The organism is Flavobacterium franklandianum (genome assembly GCF_007097365.1).
Classification (GTDB): domain Bacteria; phylum Bacteroidota; class Bacteroidia; order Flavobacteriales; family Flavobacteriaceae; genus Flavobacterium; species Flavobacterium franklandianum.
This window is the reverse complement of the sequence record NZ_VJZR01000006.1, coordinates 153,796-173,119: the sequence shown is the minus strand read 5'-3', so window position 1 is coordinate 173,119 and position 19,324 is coordinate 153,796. Positions and strand designations below refer to the sequence as shown.

General features: G+C 35.4%; 13 protein-coding genes. 1 reads left to right on the top strand and 12 read right to left on the bottom strand.

The features are described from left to right. Nucleotides 1-327: 327 nt before the first annotated feature. The 3 genes from FNW17_RS09290 to FNW17_RS09280 all read right to left on the bottom strand — a co-directional run bounded on the left by FNW17_RS09290 (nucleotide 328) and on the right by FNW17_RS09280 (nucleotide 11,213). On the bottom strand, nucleotides 328-1,563 hold the full coding sequence (locus FNW17_RS09290) for an ABC transporter permease (protein WP_144071488.1): 1,236 nt from the start codon (nucleotides 1,561-1,563) through the stop codon (nucleotides 328-330). Between the two features lie 291 nt (nucleotides 1,564-1,854). Further along, nucleotides 1,855-10,491, bottom strand: coding sequence for an SdiA-regulated domain-containing protein (locus FNW17_RS09285; RefSeq protein WP_144071487.1), 8,637 nt, complete (start codon nucleotides 10,489-10,491; stop codon nucleotides 1,855-1,857). A 227-nt stretch (nucleotides 10,492-10,718) separates the two neighbouring features. Next, the gene (locus FNW17_RS09280; protein WP_143389764.1) at nucleotides 10,719-11,213 is read right to left on the bottom strand and encodes a YkgJ family cysteine cluster protein; all 495 of its coding nucleotides are present in this window, start codon (nucleotides 11,211-11,213) and stop codon (nucleotides 10,719-10,721) included. A 140-nt stretch (nucleotides 11,214-11,353) separates the two neighbouring features. Here FNW17_RS09280 and FNW17_RS09275 point away from each other — a divergent pair, with 140 nt between their 5' ends. Continuing rightward, nucleotides 11,354-12,058 carry a class I SAM-dependent methyltransferase gene (locus FNW17_RS09275; protein WP_143389763.1) on the top strand — a complete coding sequence of 235 codons (705 nt, stop codon included), beginning with the start codon at nucleotides 11,354-11,356 and terminating at the stop codon, nucleotides 12,056-12,058. A 22-nt stretch (nucleotides 12,059-12,080) separates the two neighbouring features. On the opposite strand, the gene FNW17_RS09270 is transcribed toward FNW17_RS09275, so the two are convergent. From FNW17_RS09270 to FNW17_RS09230, 9 genes are all read right to left on the bottom strand, one after another. Then, nucleotides 12,081-13,238: an aminotransferase class V-fold PLP-dependent enzyme gene (locus FNW17_RS09270; RefSeq protein WP_144071486.1), complete on the bottom strand. Its 1,158-nt coding sequence runs from the start codon at nucleotides 13,236-13,238 to the stop codon at nucleotides 12,081-12,083. 92 nt (nucleotides 13,239-13,330) lie between these two features. Continuing rightward, the gene (locus tag FNW17_RS09265) at nucleotides 13,331-13,477 is read right to left on the bottom strand and encodes an energy transducer TonB (RefSeq protein WP_144071485.1); all 147 of its coding nucleotides are present in this window, start codon (nucleotides 13,475-13,477) and stop codon (nucleotides 13,331-13,333) included. A 42-nt stretch (nucleotides 13,478-13,519) separates the two neighbouring features. Further along, on the bottom strand, nucleotides 13,520-13,687 hold the full coding sequence (locus FNW17_RS16320) for a hypothetical protein (protein WP_185965286.1): 168 nt from the start codon (nucleotides 13,685-13,687) through the stop codon (nucleotides 13,520-13,522). A gap of 1 nt (nucleotide 13,688) precedes the next feature. Beyond that, the gene (locus FNW17_RS09260) at nucleotides 13,689-14,321 is read right to left on the bottom strand and encodes a 7-carboxy-7-deazaguanine synthase QueE (RefSeq protein ID WP_144071484.1); all 633 of its coding nucleotides are present in this window, start codon (nucleotides 14,319-14,321) and stop codon (nucleotides 13,689-13,691) included. A 110-nt stretch (nucleotides 14,322-14,431) separates the two neighbouring features. Next, nucleotides 14,432-16,102 carry a tetratricopeptide repeat protein gene (locus FNW17_RS09255; RefSeq protein ID WP_144071483.1) on the bottom strand — a complete coding sequence of 557 codons (1,671 nt, stop codon included), beginning with the start codon at nucleotides 16,100-16,102 and terminating at the stop codon, nucleotides 14,432-14,434. Between the two features lie 16 nt (nucleotides 16,103-16,118). Further along, nucleotides 16,119-16,985 (bottom strand): PstS family phosphate ABC transporter substrate-binding protein, encoded by an 867-nt coding sequence (locus tag FNW17_RS09250; RefSeq protein WP_235893262.1) that lies wholly within the window; start codon nucleotides 16,983-16,985, stop codon nucleotides 16,119-16,121. A 286-nt stretch (nucleotides 16,986-17,271) separates the two neighbouring features. Further along, nucleotides 17,272-18,063, bottom strand: coding sequence for an energy transducer TonB (locus tag FNW17_RS09240; protein WP_143389757.1), 792 nt, complete (start codon nucleotides 18,061-18,063; stop codon nucleotides 17,272-17,274). A 41-nt stretch (nucleotides 18,064-18,104) separates the two neighbouring features. After that, nucleotides 18,105-18,665, bottom strand: coding sequence for an ExbD/TolR family protein (locus tag FNW17_RS09235; RefSeq protein ID WP_143389756.1), 561 nt, complete (start codon nucleotides 18,663-18,665; stop codon nucleotides 18,105-18,107). A 19-nt stretch (nucleotides 18,666-18,684) separates the two neighbouring features. Continuing rightward, on the bottom strand, nucleotides 18,685-19,293 hold the full coding sequence (locus FNW17_RS09230; RefSeq protein WP_143389755.1) for an ExbD/TolR family protein: 609 nt from the start codon (nucleotides 19,291-19,293) through the stop codon (nucleotides 18,685-18,687). Nucleotides 19,294-19,324: the final 31 nt, after the last annotated feature.

Sequence of the window (19,324 nt, the reverse complement as noted above, 5' to 3'; positions counted from 1 at the left end):
TTTGCTACCGCGGAATCAAAAATAGTATCTGATTAGGATCCGAAATAGGCATTGCTCCTTTATATTCTACATTATTTACCAATGTCTAGGGCACAACAACCCAAGCTTTGACTGGGCTTTGGCTAGGAATCGAAGGATCAATATTCTTAGATGGCCGATTTTCTATACTATATATAGTAGGAAGTAAGTATAAACACAAGTACAAATCGCTATTTGAAAACAAATACCCTAGCCCTGATAGTAGCGGAAATCCTTATGGGACGGTCCCGAAACTTCGGGACGCAACATAAGATTGTAACGGATAGCAGGAAATAGCTCCTAGAAAAACTAATCGAAACGGATGGCTTTTACTGGGGATATTTTGGTTATTATATAGGAAGGAATTAGTAAAACCAAAAAGCAAACTGTTACTGTGAGTAGATTTAACAGCAAAATATAGCCCAAATTGATGTAAACTGGCGCTTGGTTGACGTAATAATTTTCGGGATTGAGTTTGATTATTCCAAAATATTGCTGGATTACTAACAGCGAAATACCTATTAGGTTTCCCCAAAAGAGTCCTCTAACTATAAGGTAAAATGCATTGTAAAGAAATATTTTGCGTACAGACCAGTTGTTTGAACCTAATGCTTTGAGTATTCCTATCATTTGGGTGCGTTCAAGGATGAGGACTAATAATGCGACTACCATATTAATAGTGGCGACAAGTATCATCACTGCAAGAATAATTATGATGTTTAAATCGAAGAGTTTGAGCCATTCGAAGATGTAACTGTATTTCTCGATTATGGTTTTTGTATCGAGTGTTGAGGATGTTTGCTCGTAAACTTGTTCGCCGATGGATTTTATATTGTCAAAATCATTGGTAAAAACCTCGAAAGCGCCGACTTGATCGGGTTTCCATTTATTGATGCGTTGAATGTGCCGAATATCTCCTATTATATAAGTAGCGTCGAAATCTTGAAATCCAGAATTAAAAATTCCTGCAACTTTAAATCTTCGAATGTTGGGCAATTTATTTTGGTCTTCTTTGATGAAAAAAGTATTGAAGGAATCGCCTACTTTTAGATTCAGCCTGTTGGCGAGCAATTGTGATATTACTACTTCTTGATTGATGTTCGTTGAAAAATTGGGTAGTTTGCCGGACACAATATATTCCTTGATGTTGTCCCACCGATAATCTGTGCCCACTCCTTTTAGAATAATCCCCTCGAAAGCTGTTTCGGTTCTAATTATACCCGCTTTGCTCGCAATGGCTTGAATGTGACTAACGCCTGAAACTGAAGTGAATTTTGGGTAAAAATCTTGATGTTTTGAAATGGGAACCAGTGTAACTTCGGATTGATTGTTGTCGTAATTTGAAATAATGATATGACCGTTGAAAGCGGAAACTTTATCTCGGATTTTCTGTTGCAATCCAATTCCTGTTGCTACCGACACAATCATCATAATCATTCCGATGGCAATAGCAGATATAGCAATTTTGATAATTGGCGACGATATGCTGCTTTTATAATCTTTAGCAGTTATAAGCCTTTTGGCTATGAAATATTCTAAATTCAAAATTTATAGTTTGCTACAAATATACATAAAGTTTTTTGCCATAACATTACAGTAAAGGGCTGATATAATAAACAAAAATAAACATTAATTAAAAAAATATAATGTTATTTTCCTCTTGATTCCTTTGACAATTTTTATAGCTACAGGGTAATTGACTACATTTTTGAATATTAAATATGACACTACCCTTACTGACTTTATGCAATAGAAATAAAAATCCCCGACATCCCAAAAGAATTGGGAGCGGGGATTTGTAAAATTAAAAGATCTTTTTCTAAAAAATGAATCTCACTATTGTTTTATAACACGAACTGTTTTAGTATATGTTCCTTGAGTAACAATCACATTAAACACTCCCGATGGATAGTTATTTCCTAAATCTAATGTGTTGATTTCATTAGAATTTATTTCTCGTAGTTCAATCAGTTTTCCACTTAAATCAAATACCGCAACGTTCACTTTCTCATTGCTTGGTGATTCCAAACTTAATTTAAAGTTATCTCTGAATGGATTTGGATAAGCAAAAACATTAAATGTCATTTCAACTTCATCCTTCGTTTCTGCAACTCTCGCAGAATTGCTACAATTTGTAAAATAAATTGTAACTGGAGCACTAATTGCAATAACGCCACAAGTATTAGTAAATGTTGCGCGATAGTAATTAGCCCCAACTGAAGGGTTTGCTATAGTGTAACTTGCACTAGTTGCACCATCAATATCAGCAAACCCTTTATTAGTTGACACATTAGAAGATTGCCATTGAATTGCACCTGCATAACCTGCACCAATAGTCAATGTTTTTTTAGGATCATTTGTACATAATGGAGTTGTTAAACCTCCTAACGGACTTGTTACATTGCTTGTAATTGATTTAGCAATTGGTTTAGCCAATACATTTACCACAGTATAATTTGTTATAATTGTAGAACAAGTACCAATTGTTATTACTGCTTGATAAGCTGTTGAAGCAGTCAAGTTTCCAGTTGCTAGAGTAGTTTCTATTTGATTTTTAATATTGGAAAAAGTACCTGGCAAACCTGTGGTTACTGAAATTAAAGCTTTTTGCCATTGAACAAATCCTACTGAATTGCTCAAGGTTAAAGTTGTTCCAGTTGCTGGGCAAATTGTTGAACTTAATGCGGAAACTACACCCGACACTGCAGTTGTCCCAATATTATATTCCACAACATTTGTAAATGTTTCTGAACAAGCACCACTTTTGATTTTAGCTTTAAAATAAACCGTACCAGCTGTAAAATTAGTAAATACATAAGTTGAGGCTATTCCTGTTGAGGACGTTTCAAATCCTGCTAAAGCATTTGGCAATAACATAGAAGGAACGTTTGCATAAACTATTCCATTTGTAGAATACAACCATTGGATAGTTCCAGTATTTCCTAAAACTTTTACTGTTGATCCACCACCAGAACAAAGAATTCCACCGCCCGTAATGCTACCTGCAACCGAAATTGGATTTACTGTAATCGTCTTAATAGCACTTCTTGCTATTGTACAATCTCCGCTGGTAACAACACTTCTCACATAGAATTTTGAGAGCGGTGCATAAGTCACGTTTGTCATTGTAAATGAACTTGCATTTGCTCCTTCTATAGTTGCAAAACCAGTTGTTGAAGATGTAATAGAAACTTCCCATTGTATAGATGTTCCAGTAAATGTTGCAGAAGTAAAAGTAATATCACCCCCTGTACAAACGCTTGTTGTTACAACACCATTAGCCGTAGCTGTAGTCGTACCTGTTTTTGCCACTTTACTAATTGTGATTTTTACAACATCTGTAAACACTTTACATACTCCGCTGGTTACTTGAGCTCTATACCAAGTATCTGCCGTTAAATTCGCGATGATTAAAGTGCTTGCTGTACTTCCTTCTGCTGACCATGTTGGTGAAGAAGCATTGTAATTTGTTGATTTTTGCCAAACTATCGTTCCTGTATTTCCGATTAAATTAAGCTCGGTTGAGTTATTAAATGGAACAAGAGTCCCCGTTAAGTTTAGTGCACTTGCAGCAAAACCACAAACTGTTACATTTCCTCCAGAGATTGTCCCTGCAACTGCTGGAGCACTAACTGAAATTTTTGTAGCTAGCCCAATCACAGATGAACATGAACTATTAGAAGCTACAACTCTAAACCAAGTGTCTTGAGTTAACCCTCCAGAAGAAACTGTAATCATAGGATTAACTGCTGAGACTGCAGATTGAGCAATTGAAATTCCAAAGTCAGCAAATCCGGTTGTTGCTGATGTAGTTGACATTTGCCATTGTATGTTTCCAATACTTCCCGCTGCCAATGTTAAATTCACTGTATTTCCTGAACAAGTAGTCAATGCTGGTGATAAAATGGTGTTAGAATTTGATTTAGCTGATATTGCTGCCACTTTAGACAATACTGTAAGCTCTTGTAAAACAACTATTTCTGATGGCATATCACCACAAGAATTTGAAATTACAGCTCTGTATTTTGTTCCAGTTGCTGGAATCGCAGTAGTTGTTCTTGTAATTGTTAGTGTAGTGCCATCAACACCTGAATAGTTAGTGTTATTTGCTAAAGCTGACCAAGTAGTTCCCGTAGCCGCTTGAGAATACCATTTAAAAGTTGACCCTGATGCAGCAGATACCAAAACAGTTGCTACAGCACCTATTGATTTACAAATAGTAGGATTCGTTGGTTGCAAAGTTAACGTACTTGGCACTATTGTTAAATTCAATTTATCAGTTACACAATTTGTAGTTGCACCTTCATACAATCCTGATTCTGTATAAGTAATATCATTCCAAGTATAACTATCACAAGCCGTAATTGGAGTGATATTATCTGTTAATGGTTGATTTGTAATAGTTACCGATGTTGTTGCAGTACAGCCTTTGGCATCAGTAATGGTGTAATTAAATGTACCCACACCCACTGTTAAAGAACTTCCAGAAACAGTATAAGGTAACGTACCACCGGTAGCAGTTACCGAAACCGTAGTCGTTGCACCTGTACAAACCGATGCCGATACTGGTGTTGCAGTAGCAGTAATGGTAGGACAAGGAGCTGTTAGGATTGTACCTGGCGAACCAATTTCTACAGCACTATTTGCAGCGATGAAAGCACCTTTAATTCCTACTGCACTCATTTGAGTAATCGCAGTAGTTATATTGTTTAGTCCAGCCGAGTTATCGAAAGTAGCAAAAGTAGTAGTTGGCGAAGCACCAAACAATACCGAAGCCTGTGGTGTACTGCTTGTAGCGTTGTATAAATTTACTTGGTCACCACCTGAACTCAAACCTACACCACTTCCGGTATAATTTCCAATTCTTATTCCTGATGATGGATTTGTTCCAAACCAGTTGTTTAAGAAAGCGGTAGTTTTACCAGCTAAATCACTAGTTTCCATAAATAGTACAGATTCACCAGGATTAATACTTGTGATTCCGTTTAATGCAACAGCACCCGCAGGAGATTGTGAATTATCGTCCATTTTCCATCCTGTAATATCAATAGCAACAGCTTTGGTATTAGTTACTTCGAACCAATCGACACCAATTGGGCTATTACTACTTGACCAAGGAGCAACTTCTGATATAAATAATTTACCAACAGAACCAGGAGAACCAATTTGAACAGCATCATTTACTGCTGCAAAAGCATCATTCACTCCTATTTGACTCAATATTGTTATGGCAGTATTATTAAGACCTATAGCATTATTAAAAGTGTAATTTGTTGTAGCTGTTCCAAAAGTAACTTTTGACATAAGAGCTCCAGAAGCATCGTATAAATTTACAGCATCACTTGACGAGCTTAAACCGATTCCAGTACCAGTATAATATCCTACTTGTAAACCAGAAGGCACATTAGTCCCAAACCAAGCCGATTTGAAATTAGCAATTATAGTTGCTGAATTAGTACTGCTAGTTTCCAAGAAAATTACAGATTCGCCCGGAGCGATACTTGTAATTCCGTTTAAGGCTAAAGCTGATGTAAATAAATTAGAACTATCATCTACTTTCCAACCTGTAATATCAAGTGCAGTCGTTCCATTATTAGTTACTTCAAACCAATCGGCAACAACAAGAGCGTTACTACTAGACCAAGAAGCGACTTCCGAAATACTTACCGAAACAACTTGTGGCGTTTCTACAGAAACATCAGTTACATTTAGCACATAATTTATTGAAGCATCAGGAGTAGCACCTAGAGTTGTATCATCTACATTTACTGAAACATTATAACTTGTTTTAGTTTCAAAATCTAATACCGTTCCTGCTTTGATAAACAAACTTGATCCTGTAATTTGGAAAAAATTAGCATCTGTTCCAGTTAGAGATAAATTATTTGTCCCTAATCCATCGTCTGTCACCATTATATCCGATACCTTAACGGCTACGGTAGTGTTAGAATTTTCTAAAATGGCATTAGTAGTATTTGTCAAAGCAACAACAGTTGGTGCTTGATTAGGTACTGTAGAAGGGGCATAAACCCAAAGTTGTGGATGATCAATATCGCCACCACCGTTTTCGCTTACAATATATAATATACCATTACGATCCACAGTAAGACCTTCGTGCTGTTGAGAAGCAACGTCTAAAGGATTTCCTGCATCCGAAACAATAGTTAGTGAGTTGGCAATAACACCGTTTCGGTCTATATTTACCACTTTAGCGTTTTCTTGGCCCAATACTAACAAATTATTGTATAATGATTGTCCGTTAAGTGAAGGCAAATTAGATAGTGCAAAAACATCAGCAACATCTGAAAATCCTAACAAAGCTGGATCAAAAAGATTGGTAGAGTTCTCTGTTGTAGCCGAACCGTTAGTAGCAGTTCCTGCAGTAAAATCAACACCTGTTTGAAAAATTCCAATAGGAGTTATCTCTTTTAAAACAATATAACCACCAGTCAATGGATCATATGACAATCCTTCTGTTCCAGTATTAGGAACGAAAGTTCCAATTTTTACCGTTTGAGTATTACTTCTTGTAAGAGTAGTTCCGGCAGCATAAGTAAACTTTACCAATTGTCTGTCACGCTCTTCACTCATTACAAACTGACCATTTCCAACATACGTAATTCCTTCAGTGTCATAAAAATCAGTTCCTTGAGGGCTACTTCCTTGAGCCATTGTCATGGTATCAATTAATTGCCCTGTTTTTGATACTTGAGTAACAGAAGTACTACCATCGGCAGTGATAAACAAGGTATCAGTATCCCAGTTATAAGTTACTGCTGAGGCTTCTTGACACAATAAATTATTAGAAGGAGCGGCAGTACGAGTTGGTTCAGGCAAATTATATCGACCAACTCTAACATAAGTAGAAAGATCTATGTTTAATGCAGCGTCATTATCGGTTATTGCCACAGACTGAGTGCTTGTAGCACCAATAACAATTCCTGATGACGGATTACTAATTGTTAAAATAGCGGTTTCTGCACTTTCAACCAAAGCATCATCAATAACTGTAAAAGTTACAGAACCTGTTGTTTGTCCGTTTGATATCGTTATCACTGAATTACTTAAAGCATAATCTCCAGCAGTAATATTTATTCCTGTTACTCCTAAATCAATAGTTTGATCTCCAGCAACGGCACTTTCTGCCGTAGCAGTAACGGTAATAACTGTTGTTCCAACTTCTGTACCTGTATTGGCACTAACAGAAAGCAAAACCGTAGGGACAACAGCTACATCATTATCAGTAATAGTTATATCTTGAGTGGTAGTAGTTCCAAGTGTAATTCCAGATGACGGGTTACTTATTGCCAAAGCAGCAATCTCTGAACCTTCAACCAAAGCATCATCAATAACTGTAAAAGTTACAGAACCTGTTGTTTGTCCGTTTACTATCGTTATCACTGAATTGCTTAAAGCATAATCACCTGCAGTAATATTAATGCCCGATATTCCTAAATTTAGAGTTTGATCTTCACTAACGGCAGCATTTGCAGTAGCAGTAACTGTAATTGTTGTTGTTCCTACTTCAGTTGCAGTATTAGCATTTACCGAAAGAGTAACTGTTGGTAAAACAGGAGCACATGCTGGTAAAACTGTAAAAGTCCAATCGCTAGCGGCACCAGGTGCAACAGTTTGCCAATTGCTAGCAGTATTTCCAATAGCTGCTAATAGATCAGCTTGACAAGCATTATATAAAGCTCCACTTATTTTGTACCTACTCCCAGGAACTAGTGATGGGTTAATTGATGTAGTACCAGAAATTAAACCGGCAGGTACAGCACTTGGTGAATTACCAATTTTTGCGAAGCAGATAAAACTTGTTGCTGTTGTTGCTGTTATTGATGAAGCATTATATATGTACAATTCGTCACCACTAGCTCCAAGCCCTGCTCCACTGCTAGATGTTAAATCATAAGTTGAAGTTGAAACAGCAGCTACACCCCAAGGGATAAGAATTACCGTTCCTTTAGGGATGATTTGTCCTGCTTTAACCGTAAATGAAATTTCAGCTTCATTTAAATCAGTAAATGTGCTGGTACCTGCGGTTGCAATTTCATTATCGTTAATATAAAAAATAGTTCTCGCACTCAAATCTTTATGAACTAAGATAGCAAAATTATCGTTTGGTGTACCAGAAAGATTATAACCAATCACTGAAATATCACCAGCTGCTAAAGTTGTAACAGGTGGCGCATCATTATCAGTAATAGTAATATTTTGAGCAATAGTGGCACCTAAAGTAAAACCCTCAGAAGGATTGCTGATAGTTAATGTCGCTGTTTCCGTTCCTTCGTCAGCCGCATCATCTACAATGGTAAAGGTTACCATACCAGTTGTTGAACCACTTAGTATCGTGATCTGCGTATTGCTTAAAGAATAATCAGCTCCTGTAATACCTGTACCTGTTACAGCAAGATTTAATGTTTGATCTCCTGACACAGCAGCAGAAGCTGTAGCTGTAACAGTTATAATTGTTGCACCTGCTTCGGTTCCTGTATTGGCACTCGCTGAAAGTTGAACAGTTGGAGGCGGAGCTACATCATTATCCGTAATGGAAATATTTTGAATAGTAGTTACACCCAAAGCAATACCTGAAGATGGGTTGCTAATAGTTAAAGTTGCCGTTTCTTCCCCTTCGAACAAAACATCATCAACAACCGTAAATGTAACTGAACCTGTAGTTTGACCATTTAATATCGTTATCACTGAATTGCTTAAAACATAATCTCCAGCAGTAATATTTGTTCCCGATACTCCTAAATTTATAGTTTGATCTCCAGCAACTGCACTATCTGACGTAGCAATAACGGTAATAACTGTAGTTCCAGCTTCTGTACCAGCATTGGCACTTGTAGAAAGTAAAACGGTAGGGAGAACTGCTACGTCATTATCAGCAATAACAATATTTTGAGTGCTTGTAGCTCCAATAACAATTCCTGATGACGGGTTGCTTATTGTTAAAATAGCGGTTTCTGCACTTTCAACTAAAGCATCATCAATAACTGTAAAAGTTACAGAACCTGTTGTTTGTCCGTTTAATATCGTTATCACTGAATTGCTTAAAGCATAATCTCCAGCAGTAATATTTGTTCCCGTTACTCCTAAATCAATAGTTTGATCTCCAGCAACGGCGATATCTGCCGTAGCAGTAACGGTAATCGTTGTTATTCCAGCTTCTGAACCATCATTGGCATTTACTGAAAGTGAAACAGTAGGATTAGTAGCTACATCATTATCGGTAATAGTAATATTTTGAGTGCTAGTAGTTCCAAGTAGAATTCCAGATGACGGGTTACTTATTTTTAAAGTAGCAGTTTCTGCACTTTCAACTAAAGCATCATCAATAACTGTAAAAGTTACAAAACCCATTGTTTGTCCGTTTAATATCGTAATCACTGAATTGCTTAAAGCATAATCTCCAGCAGTAATATTTGTTCCTGACACATCCAAATTTACTGTTTGATCACCACTAACGGCAGCATTTGCAGTAGCAGTAACTGTAATTGTTGTTGTTCCAGCTTCTGTACCAGTATTGACACTTGTAGAAAGCGTAACTGAAGGGTTGCTAGGTGCCGAAGCAGTAAACGCAGTTGTATTCAAAGTAATAACACCAGCACTAGTTGCTGTTGTCCAGTTGGCAACATTATTTACCATAGCTTTATAGTCTGCTAAAGTGGTTTGATTATTTCTAGAACCTGTATATTGCCCTCTTGTAGAAGAACTTGCCAAAACAATATTTCCATTAGCAACATTCAATTGTGAAGGTAGATAAGAGGTGTTTGATGATGCTGTTCCTGTCGTCAACCAAGATGTAACTGCTGAAGTACCTTGACCAAATAATCCAAAAAGTAACGTTCCATTAAAGGTTGTTGGATTAGTATTTGCAGAAAAGTCAGGATTTGCGCCTGAAGTTGCAGTTCCTTGATATGCAAAAATATTGTCACCTGAAGCAGACAATCCGCTTAAATTTCCTGAAATAATTGTCCCATTGTTAGTTGAAGCAGTAGTATTATCAGTAATTGTGATCACTGTTCCAGCAGGAGTTAAAACACTACTTTTCCAGATTACAAAATTTTCTCCACCTCTGATATTACCCGTTGCAGTTGCAGAACCAGCAGACAAGAATGCATTATCAGTAAATTTAATGTACGTGTTTGGAGCTATATCAACCCATGACGTAAAAGCAAATGAGTCTGGGCTATTCAATTGGAATCCAATAATTGATAAATCTCCTACTACAAGAGTAGTTTGAGAGATCGCATTTTGGACGAATCCAAATAAAGAAAACATTAGAGTAAAAAAGAAAACAAATCCTAAGTTTGTTTTTTTCTCTTTTACTAATGATTTAGAATTTAATTCTAAACCGTTTTGATTAACAGGTCCAGCTTCGTCTAATAATCTTGACTGCTGTGCCAAAACAAAATTTGGAGAGTCTGAAAAATTCTCCAACTTTAATTGTAAAAAGTGTTTCATAGAGTGATTGTATTAATTCGATACAAATATATCTGTCTGTAATCACCTGCATATGAAATAAATATTAAGATATTATCAATCAATTTAACAAAGCATTTCGCCATATAAATATTCCGTTTGACGGATATTTAATAAAAATTGTTTTAGTAGAAGAATTTTCAAAACAAAACTTAGGCAAATAAAAAACTATTTACCACAACAAAATTGATCTGTTTTTTTAATCCAAATCACAAAGGCATTTTCTTCTTCATTTCCTCAACAATATTGAAGGCAGCTGGACAAATCGCTACGTTTTTCAATGTCAAATCAGTAATTTGTTGAAACTTCTTTCTGTCGGTATGTGGGAATTCACGACAGGCTTTGGGGCGAACATCATAAATGAAACAAGTATTATCGCTATCCAAAAAAGTACAAGGAACACTTTGCAACACATAATCTGTTTCTTCATCAATGCGCAAATATTGATTAATAAATTGTTGTGGTTTTTGTCGAAGGTGTTTTGAAATTCGTTCAATATCGGCCAAAGTGAATAATGGACCGGTAGTTTTGCAACAATTGGCGCATTTTAAACAATCCGTTTTTTTGAATTCGGCGTTGTGCAATTCCTGCATTACGTAATCTAAATTCTTAGGTTGCTTTTTTTTTAGCTTATCAAAATACTTTTTGTTTTCGATATGCTTATCTTTGGCCTCTTTAGGAAGATTATTTAGAATTTGTTTCAAGTTTAAATATTTTGATACAAAAGTAGCCAATAAAACTTAAAAACACACCACTACCCACTATAGCTCCAGTTAATACTGGTTTTGGAGTCGTTGAATCTTCGATTTCGAGAGGGAAATTAAAAACACAAACCTTTTATTCAATGAAAGATCTTTTCGGAAAAGCCATACTCGATTATCAAACTAATAATTCTCCAGAGGATTTAATCACCGAAACCACCATTTCTGAAGAAGATGAAATGAGTGTTGCTTATCTATTTCGTTCTTATACTGAAATGCCGAAAATGGAACAACACGCTCTTCAATTAGCAAAAGGAAAAATCCTCGATGTAGGTTGTGGCGCAGGAAGTCATAGTTTGTCTTTGCAAAACGATCGAAATCTTGACGTAACCTCAATTGATATTTCTCCAAATGCCATTCAGGCTTGTTTGCTTCGTGGTTTGAAAAAGGCCAAAGTTCAAGATGTAATGACTTTGGAAAACGAGAAATTTGACACTATTTTACTTTTGATGAATGGTGCCGGAATGTGCGGAAGACTGAAAAATATCCCCAATTTTCTTTTAAAACTAAAATCATTATTGAATCCCGGAGGCCAAATCCTTTTAGACAGTTCTGATATTATTTATATGTTTGATGACGATGGAGATGGTGGGAAATGGATTCCAGGGGAGAGTTATTACGGTGAAATTGTTTTTACTATTTCCTATAAAGGCGAAAAAGAAAAACCCTTCGATTGGATGTTTATTGATTACAATACCTTGCAAAATGCGGCTTTCGCCAATGGATTACAATGCGAATTGATAATGGAAGGTGAGCATTACGATTATTTAGCGAAGCTTTCGATTTAAATCTTGAGGCTTTTATTGCGTTTTACACTCCCAACAAATCGGTAGTCGCGATAATATCTTGCAAAGCTTTGTACAAAATATCCAAATCTTCCTGCGAATTATAGGCATTTATGGAATAGCGTATAAAATAATCTCCATTCAAAGGCATTATTGGAATTTCGATTTTATATGTATTGAAAAGCAACTCTTTCAACTCAACGGGTTTGGAAGTTTTAATGGGAATGCTCGCCATTTGCACAAGAAATTCTTCTGTAATAGGGCAAATTGGCTGTGTATTGAACAAATCACAGAAGCGTTGGTAATTATTCAAGACTATACTTCTACATTCTTTTGTCTTGGATTCCCAATTATTTTCTTCCAGAAAATCAATGACTTTTGGCGTACACAAAAAAGCAGAAATATCTCTTGTGCCTTGGTATTCCTGATAATCTAAAAATTGGCTTTCACCTGGAGAAAGACTTTCGTAACCCCAACCCACAATAAGCGGATCGAGCATTTCCTGAAACGATTTTTTCACATAAAGAAAGGAACTTCCTTTGGGCGCCAACATCCATTTGTGTAGCGTTCCGGTATAAAAATCCGGATTTAATGCCGTAAGATCCAAATCCATTTGGCCCGGAACGTGTGCGCCGTCAATAATAGTAATCAATCCTAACTCACGAGCTTTGTCGCAAATTTCTTTTATTGGAAATATCAAGGCGGTGCAACTTGAGATTTGGTTTAGGAAAACAATTTTGGTTTTTGAAGTATAACCACTCCAAAATTCTTCCAAGATTTGTTCTTTAGAAACCACTGGAAGTGAAATGTTTTGGCGAATGTATTTGGCTCCCGATTTTTTGCAATAAAAATTCCAAGTTCTGTCCATTGCACCATATTCGTGATTTGTACTTAGAATTTCATCGCCAGACTCCAAATGCAAACTTCGCATTATAGTGTTGATGGCAAAGGTTGGGTTTGGCGTAAAAAACAAATCCACCGAATCACAACCCACATATTTTGCCAATCTTTCTCTGGCGGTTTTCAAATATCCCGCAGCTTTTTTTTGGATAAAATAAACCGGTTCGGTTTCTAATTCCAATTGCAACCGTTGGTATTCCTCAAAAATGGGTTTTGGACAAGCGCCAAACGAACCGTGATTTAAGAAGGTGATAGTTTCGTCTAAAAGGAATTGCGATTTCATTTTATATTTTTTGTAAATATAAAAAAATCCCAAACAATGTTTGGAAAAATTTTTATCTTGTGTCTATTGATATTGGCAAACCATAGCTACATCTAACTTTTTTTTCCATCTTGCTCATCTGGTTTCCAATTTGGTGAAAGCTTCAAAACTCGAATTGCTTCTTCTCCTGTTCCATATCCACTGTCACGCAATACCTTTATTTCACTAATACTTGCGTCTTTTTCTATAATAAAAGACATATAAACTTTCCCTACTAATCCTTTAACTTTTGGAGTCCTAAATTATTTGGCAATAAATTTATAAAACTCATCCCTTCCGCCAGGAAAATCAGGTTTTTCATCAAGTCCTTTTATATCATATATTAGATTATCAGAAATGTTATTGACCTCTTGGGCAGAAACCATTTGCAAAGAGAAGATTGCAATTGCCAAAATTAAAAAGTTCTTCATATCAAGGAATATTCAAGTATTTGTGTGTTTGTAAAGAAACGCGCCATTTTGGATTGTTCATCACATATTCAACAATAAGCGGTGTCATTTCTTCTTTTTTGCTCCATTCTGGTTGAAGAAACAAAATGGCATTTTTATTTACTTTTTCGGCTTGTTCTTCGGCGAAAATGAAGTCATGTTTGTTAAATATGATTACCTTCAACTCGTGAGCTTTGTCATAAACGGTTTGTGTTGGCAATTTATTTTTCTTTGGCGAAAGGCAAATCCAGTCCCAAGTTCCAGAAAGTTCATACGCTCCAGAAGTTTCGATGTGGATTTTTAAGTTTTGTTCTTTTAACTTTTGTGTCAATAAAGTCATATCCCAAGTCAAGGGTTCTCCTCCAGTTACCACAACGGTATCGGCATATTTATTGGCATTGGCAACAATCAAATCGATGCTTGTTGGGGGATGCAATTCGGCATTCCAGCTTTCCTTCACATCACACCAATGGCAACCCACATCGCAACCTCCAATTCTTATGAAATAAGCCGCAGTTCCTGTATGAAAACCTTCGCCTTGAATGGTGTAAAATTCTTCCATTAAGGGAAGCATTGCACCTTTATTAACTTCTAATTGTATTTCTTTTGATAACATTTTTTTTATTTAAAGTGCAAAGATAGTGAATTTAAAACGTTGACTTGTTCTCATAAAAAAACCGATAGCTTAAAAAGCTATCGGTCTTTATTGTAATCTAAATTAAAATATTATTTTTTTAATTTAGCTAATGACTCCGTTGCATAAGGATTTGTTGGGTCAATAGTAAGTGTTTTAGTTAAAAACTCAATTGCTTTTACTTTATCGGTATTTGCATAACTAGCTGCAATATTATTATAAGATTCAACAACTTTTTTAGTAGTAGTTGGTTTTGCTAGCTCTTCTGGACCTTTCTCAGTAATTTTTGCAATGTAGGTTTCATAATGTTTTATCGTCATTTCATCATTACCTATCAAACTATTCGTTCTAGCTCTATATAGATAAGCATCTTGGTATGAAGGAGAGGCTGTTATCACCTTATCAAAAGCTAGATCGGCTTTTTGCAAATCAATAGGATTTGGTGTAGTATCTTTTTTGTTATTGGCATAATAAATCGACAAACCATAATAAATATTATCCTCTATATAATTTTTATATTCTGTATTTGTTGTTCCAAACTCGAAAACGGGAATAGCTTCTTTATACAATTTCATTGAAAATAATTTTTTACCAACTTCATTCAAATCTTCAATAATCAATGGTTCAATTTCTATTGCTTTTCTAATATCGGCTAAACCAGAATCAAAAAAAGTTGAATCAATCGAGAGTTCATCAGCAGCCAAGCCTTTTTTGAATTTAGCCATTGCTAAATACAAATAATCATTTGCTATTACTTTATTAACTGGATTAGCTATAAAACTATCTAACGATTTTATCGCAAGATCAACATTGCCATTTTCATAAGCAGAATATCCTAGGTAACGAAAGATTCTAGGATTTACTTTATCCATTTCAATCATTTTATTAGCTTCTACTTCTAAAGCTTTGTAGTCTTTTACTAGAACTAGGAAGTCAGCATGTCGCATTCTAGAGTGCAACGATTGATCTGTTAAACCAAGATATTTTTCATAATAAGTGATAGCCGTTTGCATATATTCAGTAGATTTCGAAGGCTTATTTCTTCCCCATTTATAATAAGTTTCGGCTAACTCTCTGTAAACTGGGCCATAGCTAGGGTTTATTGCAATAACTTCATTGAAAGATTTAATGGCTTCATCATAGGATTTTGCTCCTTTTAATAAAACACCTAATTGCATTTTTGCTCTCAATAATGTAGGATCAAATTGAAAGGCATTTCTGTATGCCGCATAAGCCTCATTTTGGTTTTTGTCTCCATAATAAGCGTCACCAATGGCTAATTGAGTTAATGCGTCATTTAAATTAATAGCCTTGGCTTTATTCAAATATTCAATTGCTTTTTTGTAGTTAGGCTTAATAGAATAAGTATATGCTCTACCTATAGCAACTAATTCTTCAATATCTTTCTTTTTTGTATCCTTCAACGCTAAGGCAAAATTTGCTTCGGCAGCAATAGTATTACCGCTGTCCAAATCTATTATTCCTAAACCAATGTAATTTAATCTAGAGCCTTCAGTCCCTGCCAATCCTCTTTGAAAAGAAATTTTAGCAGAATCCGTTTCAGTCTGAATTAAATACACATTACCAAGTATAAAATTAGCTTTTCCATCAATAGGATTAACTTTAATTATCGATTTTAAAATCGATTTTGCTTTTTCATACTGTTCTGCATCAACTGCTTTTCTTGCTTGGTTAACATCTTGGGCAAACCCCAGAGTAACTGATGATAAAAAAGCTATACTAAAAAATTTAAGTGTGTTCATCTCGTATTATATTTATTTATTTCTTCTCATTATTTATCTCATTCCTAATGTTAATTCTTCTGCCTGGTACTCTTACGGGTAATAATCCTGACTTCAAAATTATTCTTTGTCCGATATCACCTGCTATAAATGAGGCAAAACCCATTCCTAATCCTGAATATCCTTGTGCATTTATGATATACAAATCGCGTGCCAAAGGGTATTTACCTTCTGCAATATTGTTTTGACTTGGTGAATAAAATTTGCTGCTAGAGGCACTCTTCACGCTCAATATGCTAACTTTTTCAACATATTCTTGCATAATTGGCATTGGTTGAGACAACCAATTTACTCCTACTACGCCAATCATTCCATCATTTTCGGCAACAAACTTAATAACCTCTTGGTTCGTCTTGAAGGAGTAAACTCCCTCTTTCGGAAAAGCATTTATTCCTGCAAGTTCATTCATAAAACGAACTGTACTTGAATTGGGATTGTCAAAAACCAATCCTTTAATTTTCGGATTTTGTTTCCCTTGCATGTAATCTATTACTAACTTTAACTCAATCAAAGTGTCTTTATTGCTTTTGTTAGAAATAAAAGCAATTGCATCTGTTGCAAATTTAGTTATTTTTGGTGTGATTTTTTTTTGCTGAAAGATTTTATTTTCATTTATTGTTAAATTTCTGGTCAAAATTGCAATACCTGACTTCTCTTTGAACAATGAAACAACTAATTCAGCTTCCGATTTAGAAACAATTTTGATTTTAGCATCATATTTACTTTCAAAAACAGCAACCTGATCTTCCATTATAGGGGTCAAGGTTTCGTCAACAAGAATAGTTGCAGAACCTTTTATTATTGATTCCTTGTTGCCATTAGATTGATCTGATTTGTTACACATAACTAAACAAACACATACTAATCCTAATAAAAAAAGCTTGCTCTTTTTAAACATATCTATTCATTATTTAAGTTAAAAATCCTAAAAAAGCGCACAAACGAATACACGATTAAAAGCACACCAAACGATATTCTATAAATGGGTTCCATTGCAATAGGCATAGATTTCCAAAATATAAAAATTAGACCTAAAATGAAATAGGCAATAAAGACCAACATACCTATAACGAAAAGAAACCGCTCTTTGAGCGATTTCTTTTTGAAGTTTTGGATACTTGTGTTTAACATTATTCAGCTGTTTGAATGCTAATTGGCAAGCTGAAAGTACATCTTACTTTTTTTCCGTTTTGCTCACCAGGAGTCCATCTCGGGCATTTATTTAATACACGAATAGCTTCTTTTCCTGTACCGTAACCAATATCTCTAAGAACTTTGATATCCGTTAATGACCCATCTTTTTCCACTACAAATGTTACATATACCTTACCTTTAAGGCCTTCCTCATCTGGAGCCTGATAATTTTTAGCAACAAATTGGTTGAATTTCTCCATTCCGCCAGGAAAATCAGGTTTAACCTCAATTCCTGCTGTGTTGTAAACCGTATTGTCTTCTTCAACAACTGCAGCAACACCTGTACCAACTGGTTCAACTGTTAATTCAGCATCTGGATCTCCTTTTATAGTTTCTTTACCGATATTTTTGTCTTTAAGATCTTTGATAACTACAATCTCTTCAACAACTTCATCTGCTTTAGCAACCACAGGTTTCACAAATTTCACTTGATCCACTTTCGGTGGAGGTGGTGGAGGTGGTGGAAGATTTTCTTTTGGTTTCTCCTTTTTAGGAGGCATCTTTACTGCTGTTATTTTTTGGTCCAATGTTGTATCGTCTTGGGCATCCGGAATCATACGCATTAAAGTAGGTATACTTACAAGAATTGCAAAAACAACGGTTCCAATGATAAAGGCTCTTGTTGTGTTCTTAGTTATTGATTTTCTCAAATCGTAAGCGCCATAGCGCTTATTACGTCCTTCGAAAACAATTTCAAGCCATTGATTATTTAATAAATCTAATTTCATATTTCTTAATTATTAGGTTATTAGGTTTTTAAGATCAAATCTTATTTTCCTTCTAACAATTTTGTTTCTTCAGGTGTAAACTCATTTACAATTGCATAAGTTGGTACGTCAACAATCGCCATTTCGTCAAGAATGTCAACTAAATTACGATAGTTTGATTTCTTACTTGGTTTAATAATGACAATCATCCCGTTTTTAGGTTTACCTTTTGCCGTAGAATATGCCAAAACTGATTCCTTTCTTGACATTAATTCTGCGCGAATTCCTTCTTTACCATACGTGAAATCTTTGGGAGTACCTCCAGCAACTGGAGTAGCTAACAAACCTACGTAACGAACCAATTTGTCATTATCGCCTAGTAATATGGTCATAGTGCGATTTTCATCTACTTTGATTGGCTTTTCTGATGGATCATCTTGTTTATCTGGCAACCCCAAATTCATAGATTGTGGTTTAGACAAGGTAGTAGTAAGCATAAAGAACGTGATTAATAGGAAGGCCAAATCCACCATAGCAGTTAAATCTACTTTTGAATTTTGTTTTTTACTTCTTACTTTTTTGTCCTTACCGCCTCCACTGTCGCCTGTATTTAATTCAGCCATTTTAGTGTATTTTTTTTAATTAAAAATTCTTTCCTCTTAAACCAGTAACTAAACTAAAGCTATTGATTTTTTGGTCTTGTAAAATATCCATTACTTTACGAATAGCTGGATATTCTTCTTTTGCATCTCCTTTGATAGCTATTTGCAATTCCTTATCATTAATCTCAATATTTGCAATACGAGCATTATAAACCCATTCTTTTAATTGATTATCTAGTGAATCCGTAGGCACTCCTGGTTGACCTGCTTTACTACGTTCAGCAGTTTTCATTCCTATAAGTTGCTTCAAATTCAGAATTGGAACTCCAATTCCTTCCATCAATGCGAATTTTGATTTTTCATCATCAGTAAACTCAACACCATATTTTTGACCCATCAATTCGAGCGTTTTTACACGAATTTCTCTTCCTTTCAAATCAAAAAATACTTTTCCTTTACCAATGGTCAAAGTAGCCAAATCCGTTTCGGGCAATTTGGTTTGTACAGTAGATTGCGGTGTATCCACAGGCAAAGCTTCTGGTATTTTGGCCGTGGCGGTCAAAATAAAAAAAGTAAGCAAGAGGAAAGCCACATCACACATAGCCGTCATATCAATAGACGCTGCTTTTTTGGACGATTTACCAGCCATTAATTTTTATATTTAAATTAGTAAGGAATTA

Excerpts from the sequence above, each read along its gene's own strand:
- FNW17_RS09285 (WP_144071487.1), bottom strand. The coding sequence starts at position 10,491 with ATGAAACACTTTTTACAATTAAAGTTGGAGAATTTTTCAGACTCTCCA.
- FNW17_RS09275 (WP_143389763.1), top strand. The coding sequence starts at position 11,354 with ATGAAAGATCTTTTCGGAAAAGCCATACTCGATTATCAAACTAATAAT.
- FNW17_RS09270 (WP_144071486.1), bottom strand. The coding sequence starts at position 13,238 with ATGAAATCGCAATTCCTTTTAGACGAAACTATCACCTTCTTAAATCAC.
- FNW17_RS09265 (WP_144071485.1), bottom strand. The coding sequence starts at position 13,477 with ATGTCTTTTATTATAGAAAAAGACGCAAGTATTAGTGAAATAAAGGTA.
- FNW17_RS16320 (WP_185965286.1), bottom strand. The coding sequence starts at position 13,687 with ATGAAGAACTTTTTAATTTTGGCAATTGCAATCTTCTCTTTGCAAATG.
- FNW17_RS09260 (WP_144071484.1), bottom strand. The coding sequence starts at position 14,321 with ATGTTATCAAAAGAAATACAATTAGAAGTTAATAAAGGTGCAATGCTT.
- FNW17_RS09255 (WP_144071483.1), bottom strand. The coding sequence starts at position 16,102 with ATGAACACACTTAAATTTTTTAGTATAGCTTTTTTATCATCAGTTACT.
- FNW17_RS09250 (WP_235893262.1), bottom strand. The coding sequence starts at position 16,985 with ATGTGTAACAAATCAGATCAATCTAATGGCAACAAGGAATCAATAATA.
- FNW17_RS09240 (WP_143389757.1), bottom strand. The coding sequence starts at position 18,063 with ATGAAATTAGATTTATTAAATAATCAATGGCTTGAAATTGTTTTCGAA.
- FNW17_RS09235 (WP_143389756.1), bottom strand. The coding sequence starts at position 18,665 with ATGGCTGAATTAAATACAGGCGACAGTGGAGGCGGTAAGGACAAAAAA.
- FNW17_RS09230 (WP_143389755.1), bottom strand. The coding sequence starts at position 19,293 with ATGGCTGGTAAATCGTCCAAAAAAGCAGCGTCTATTGATATGACGGCT.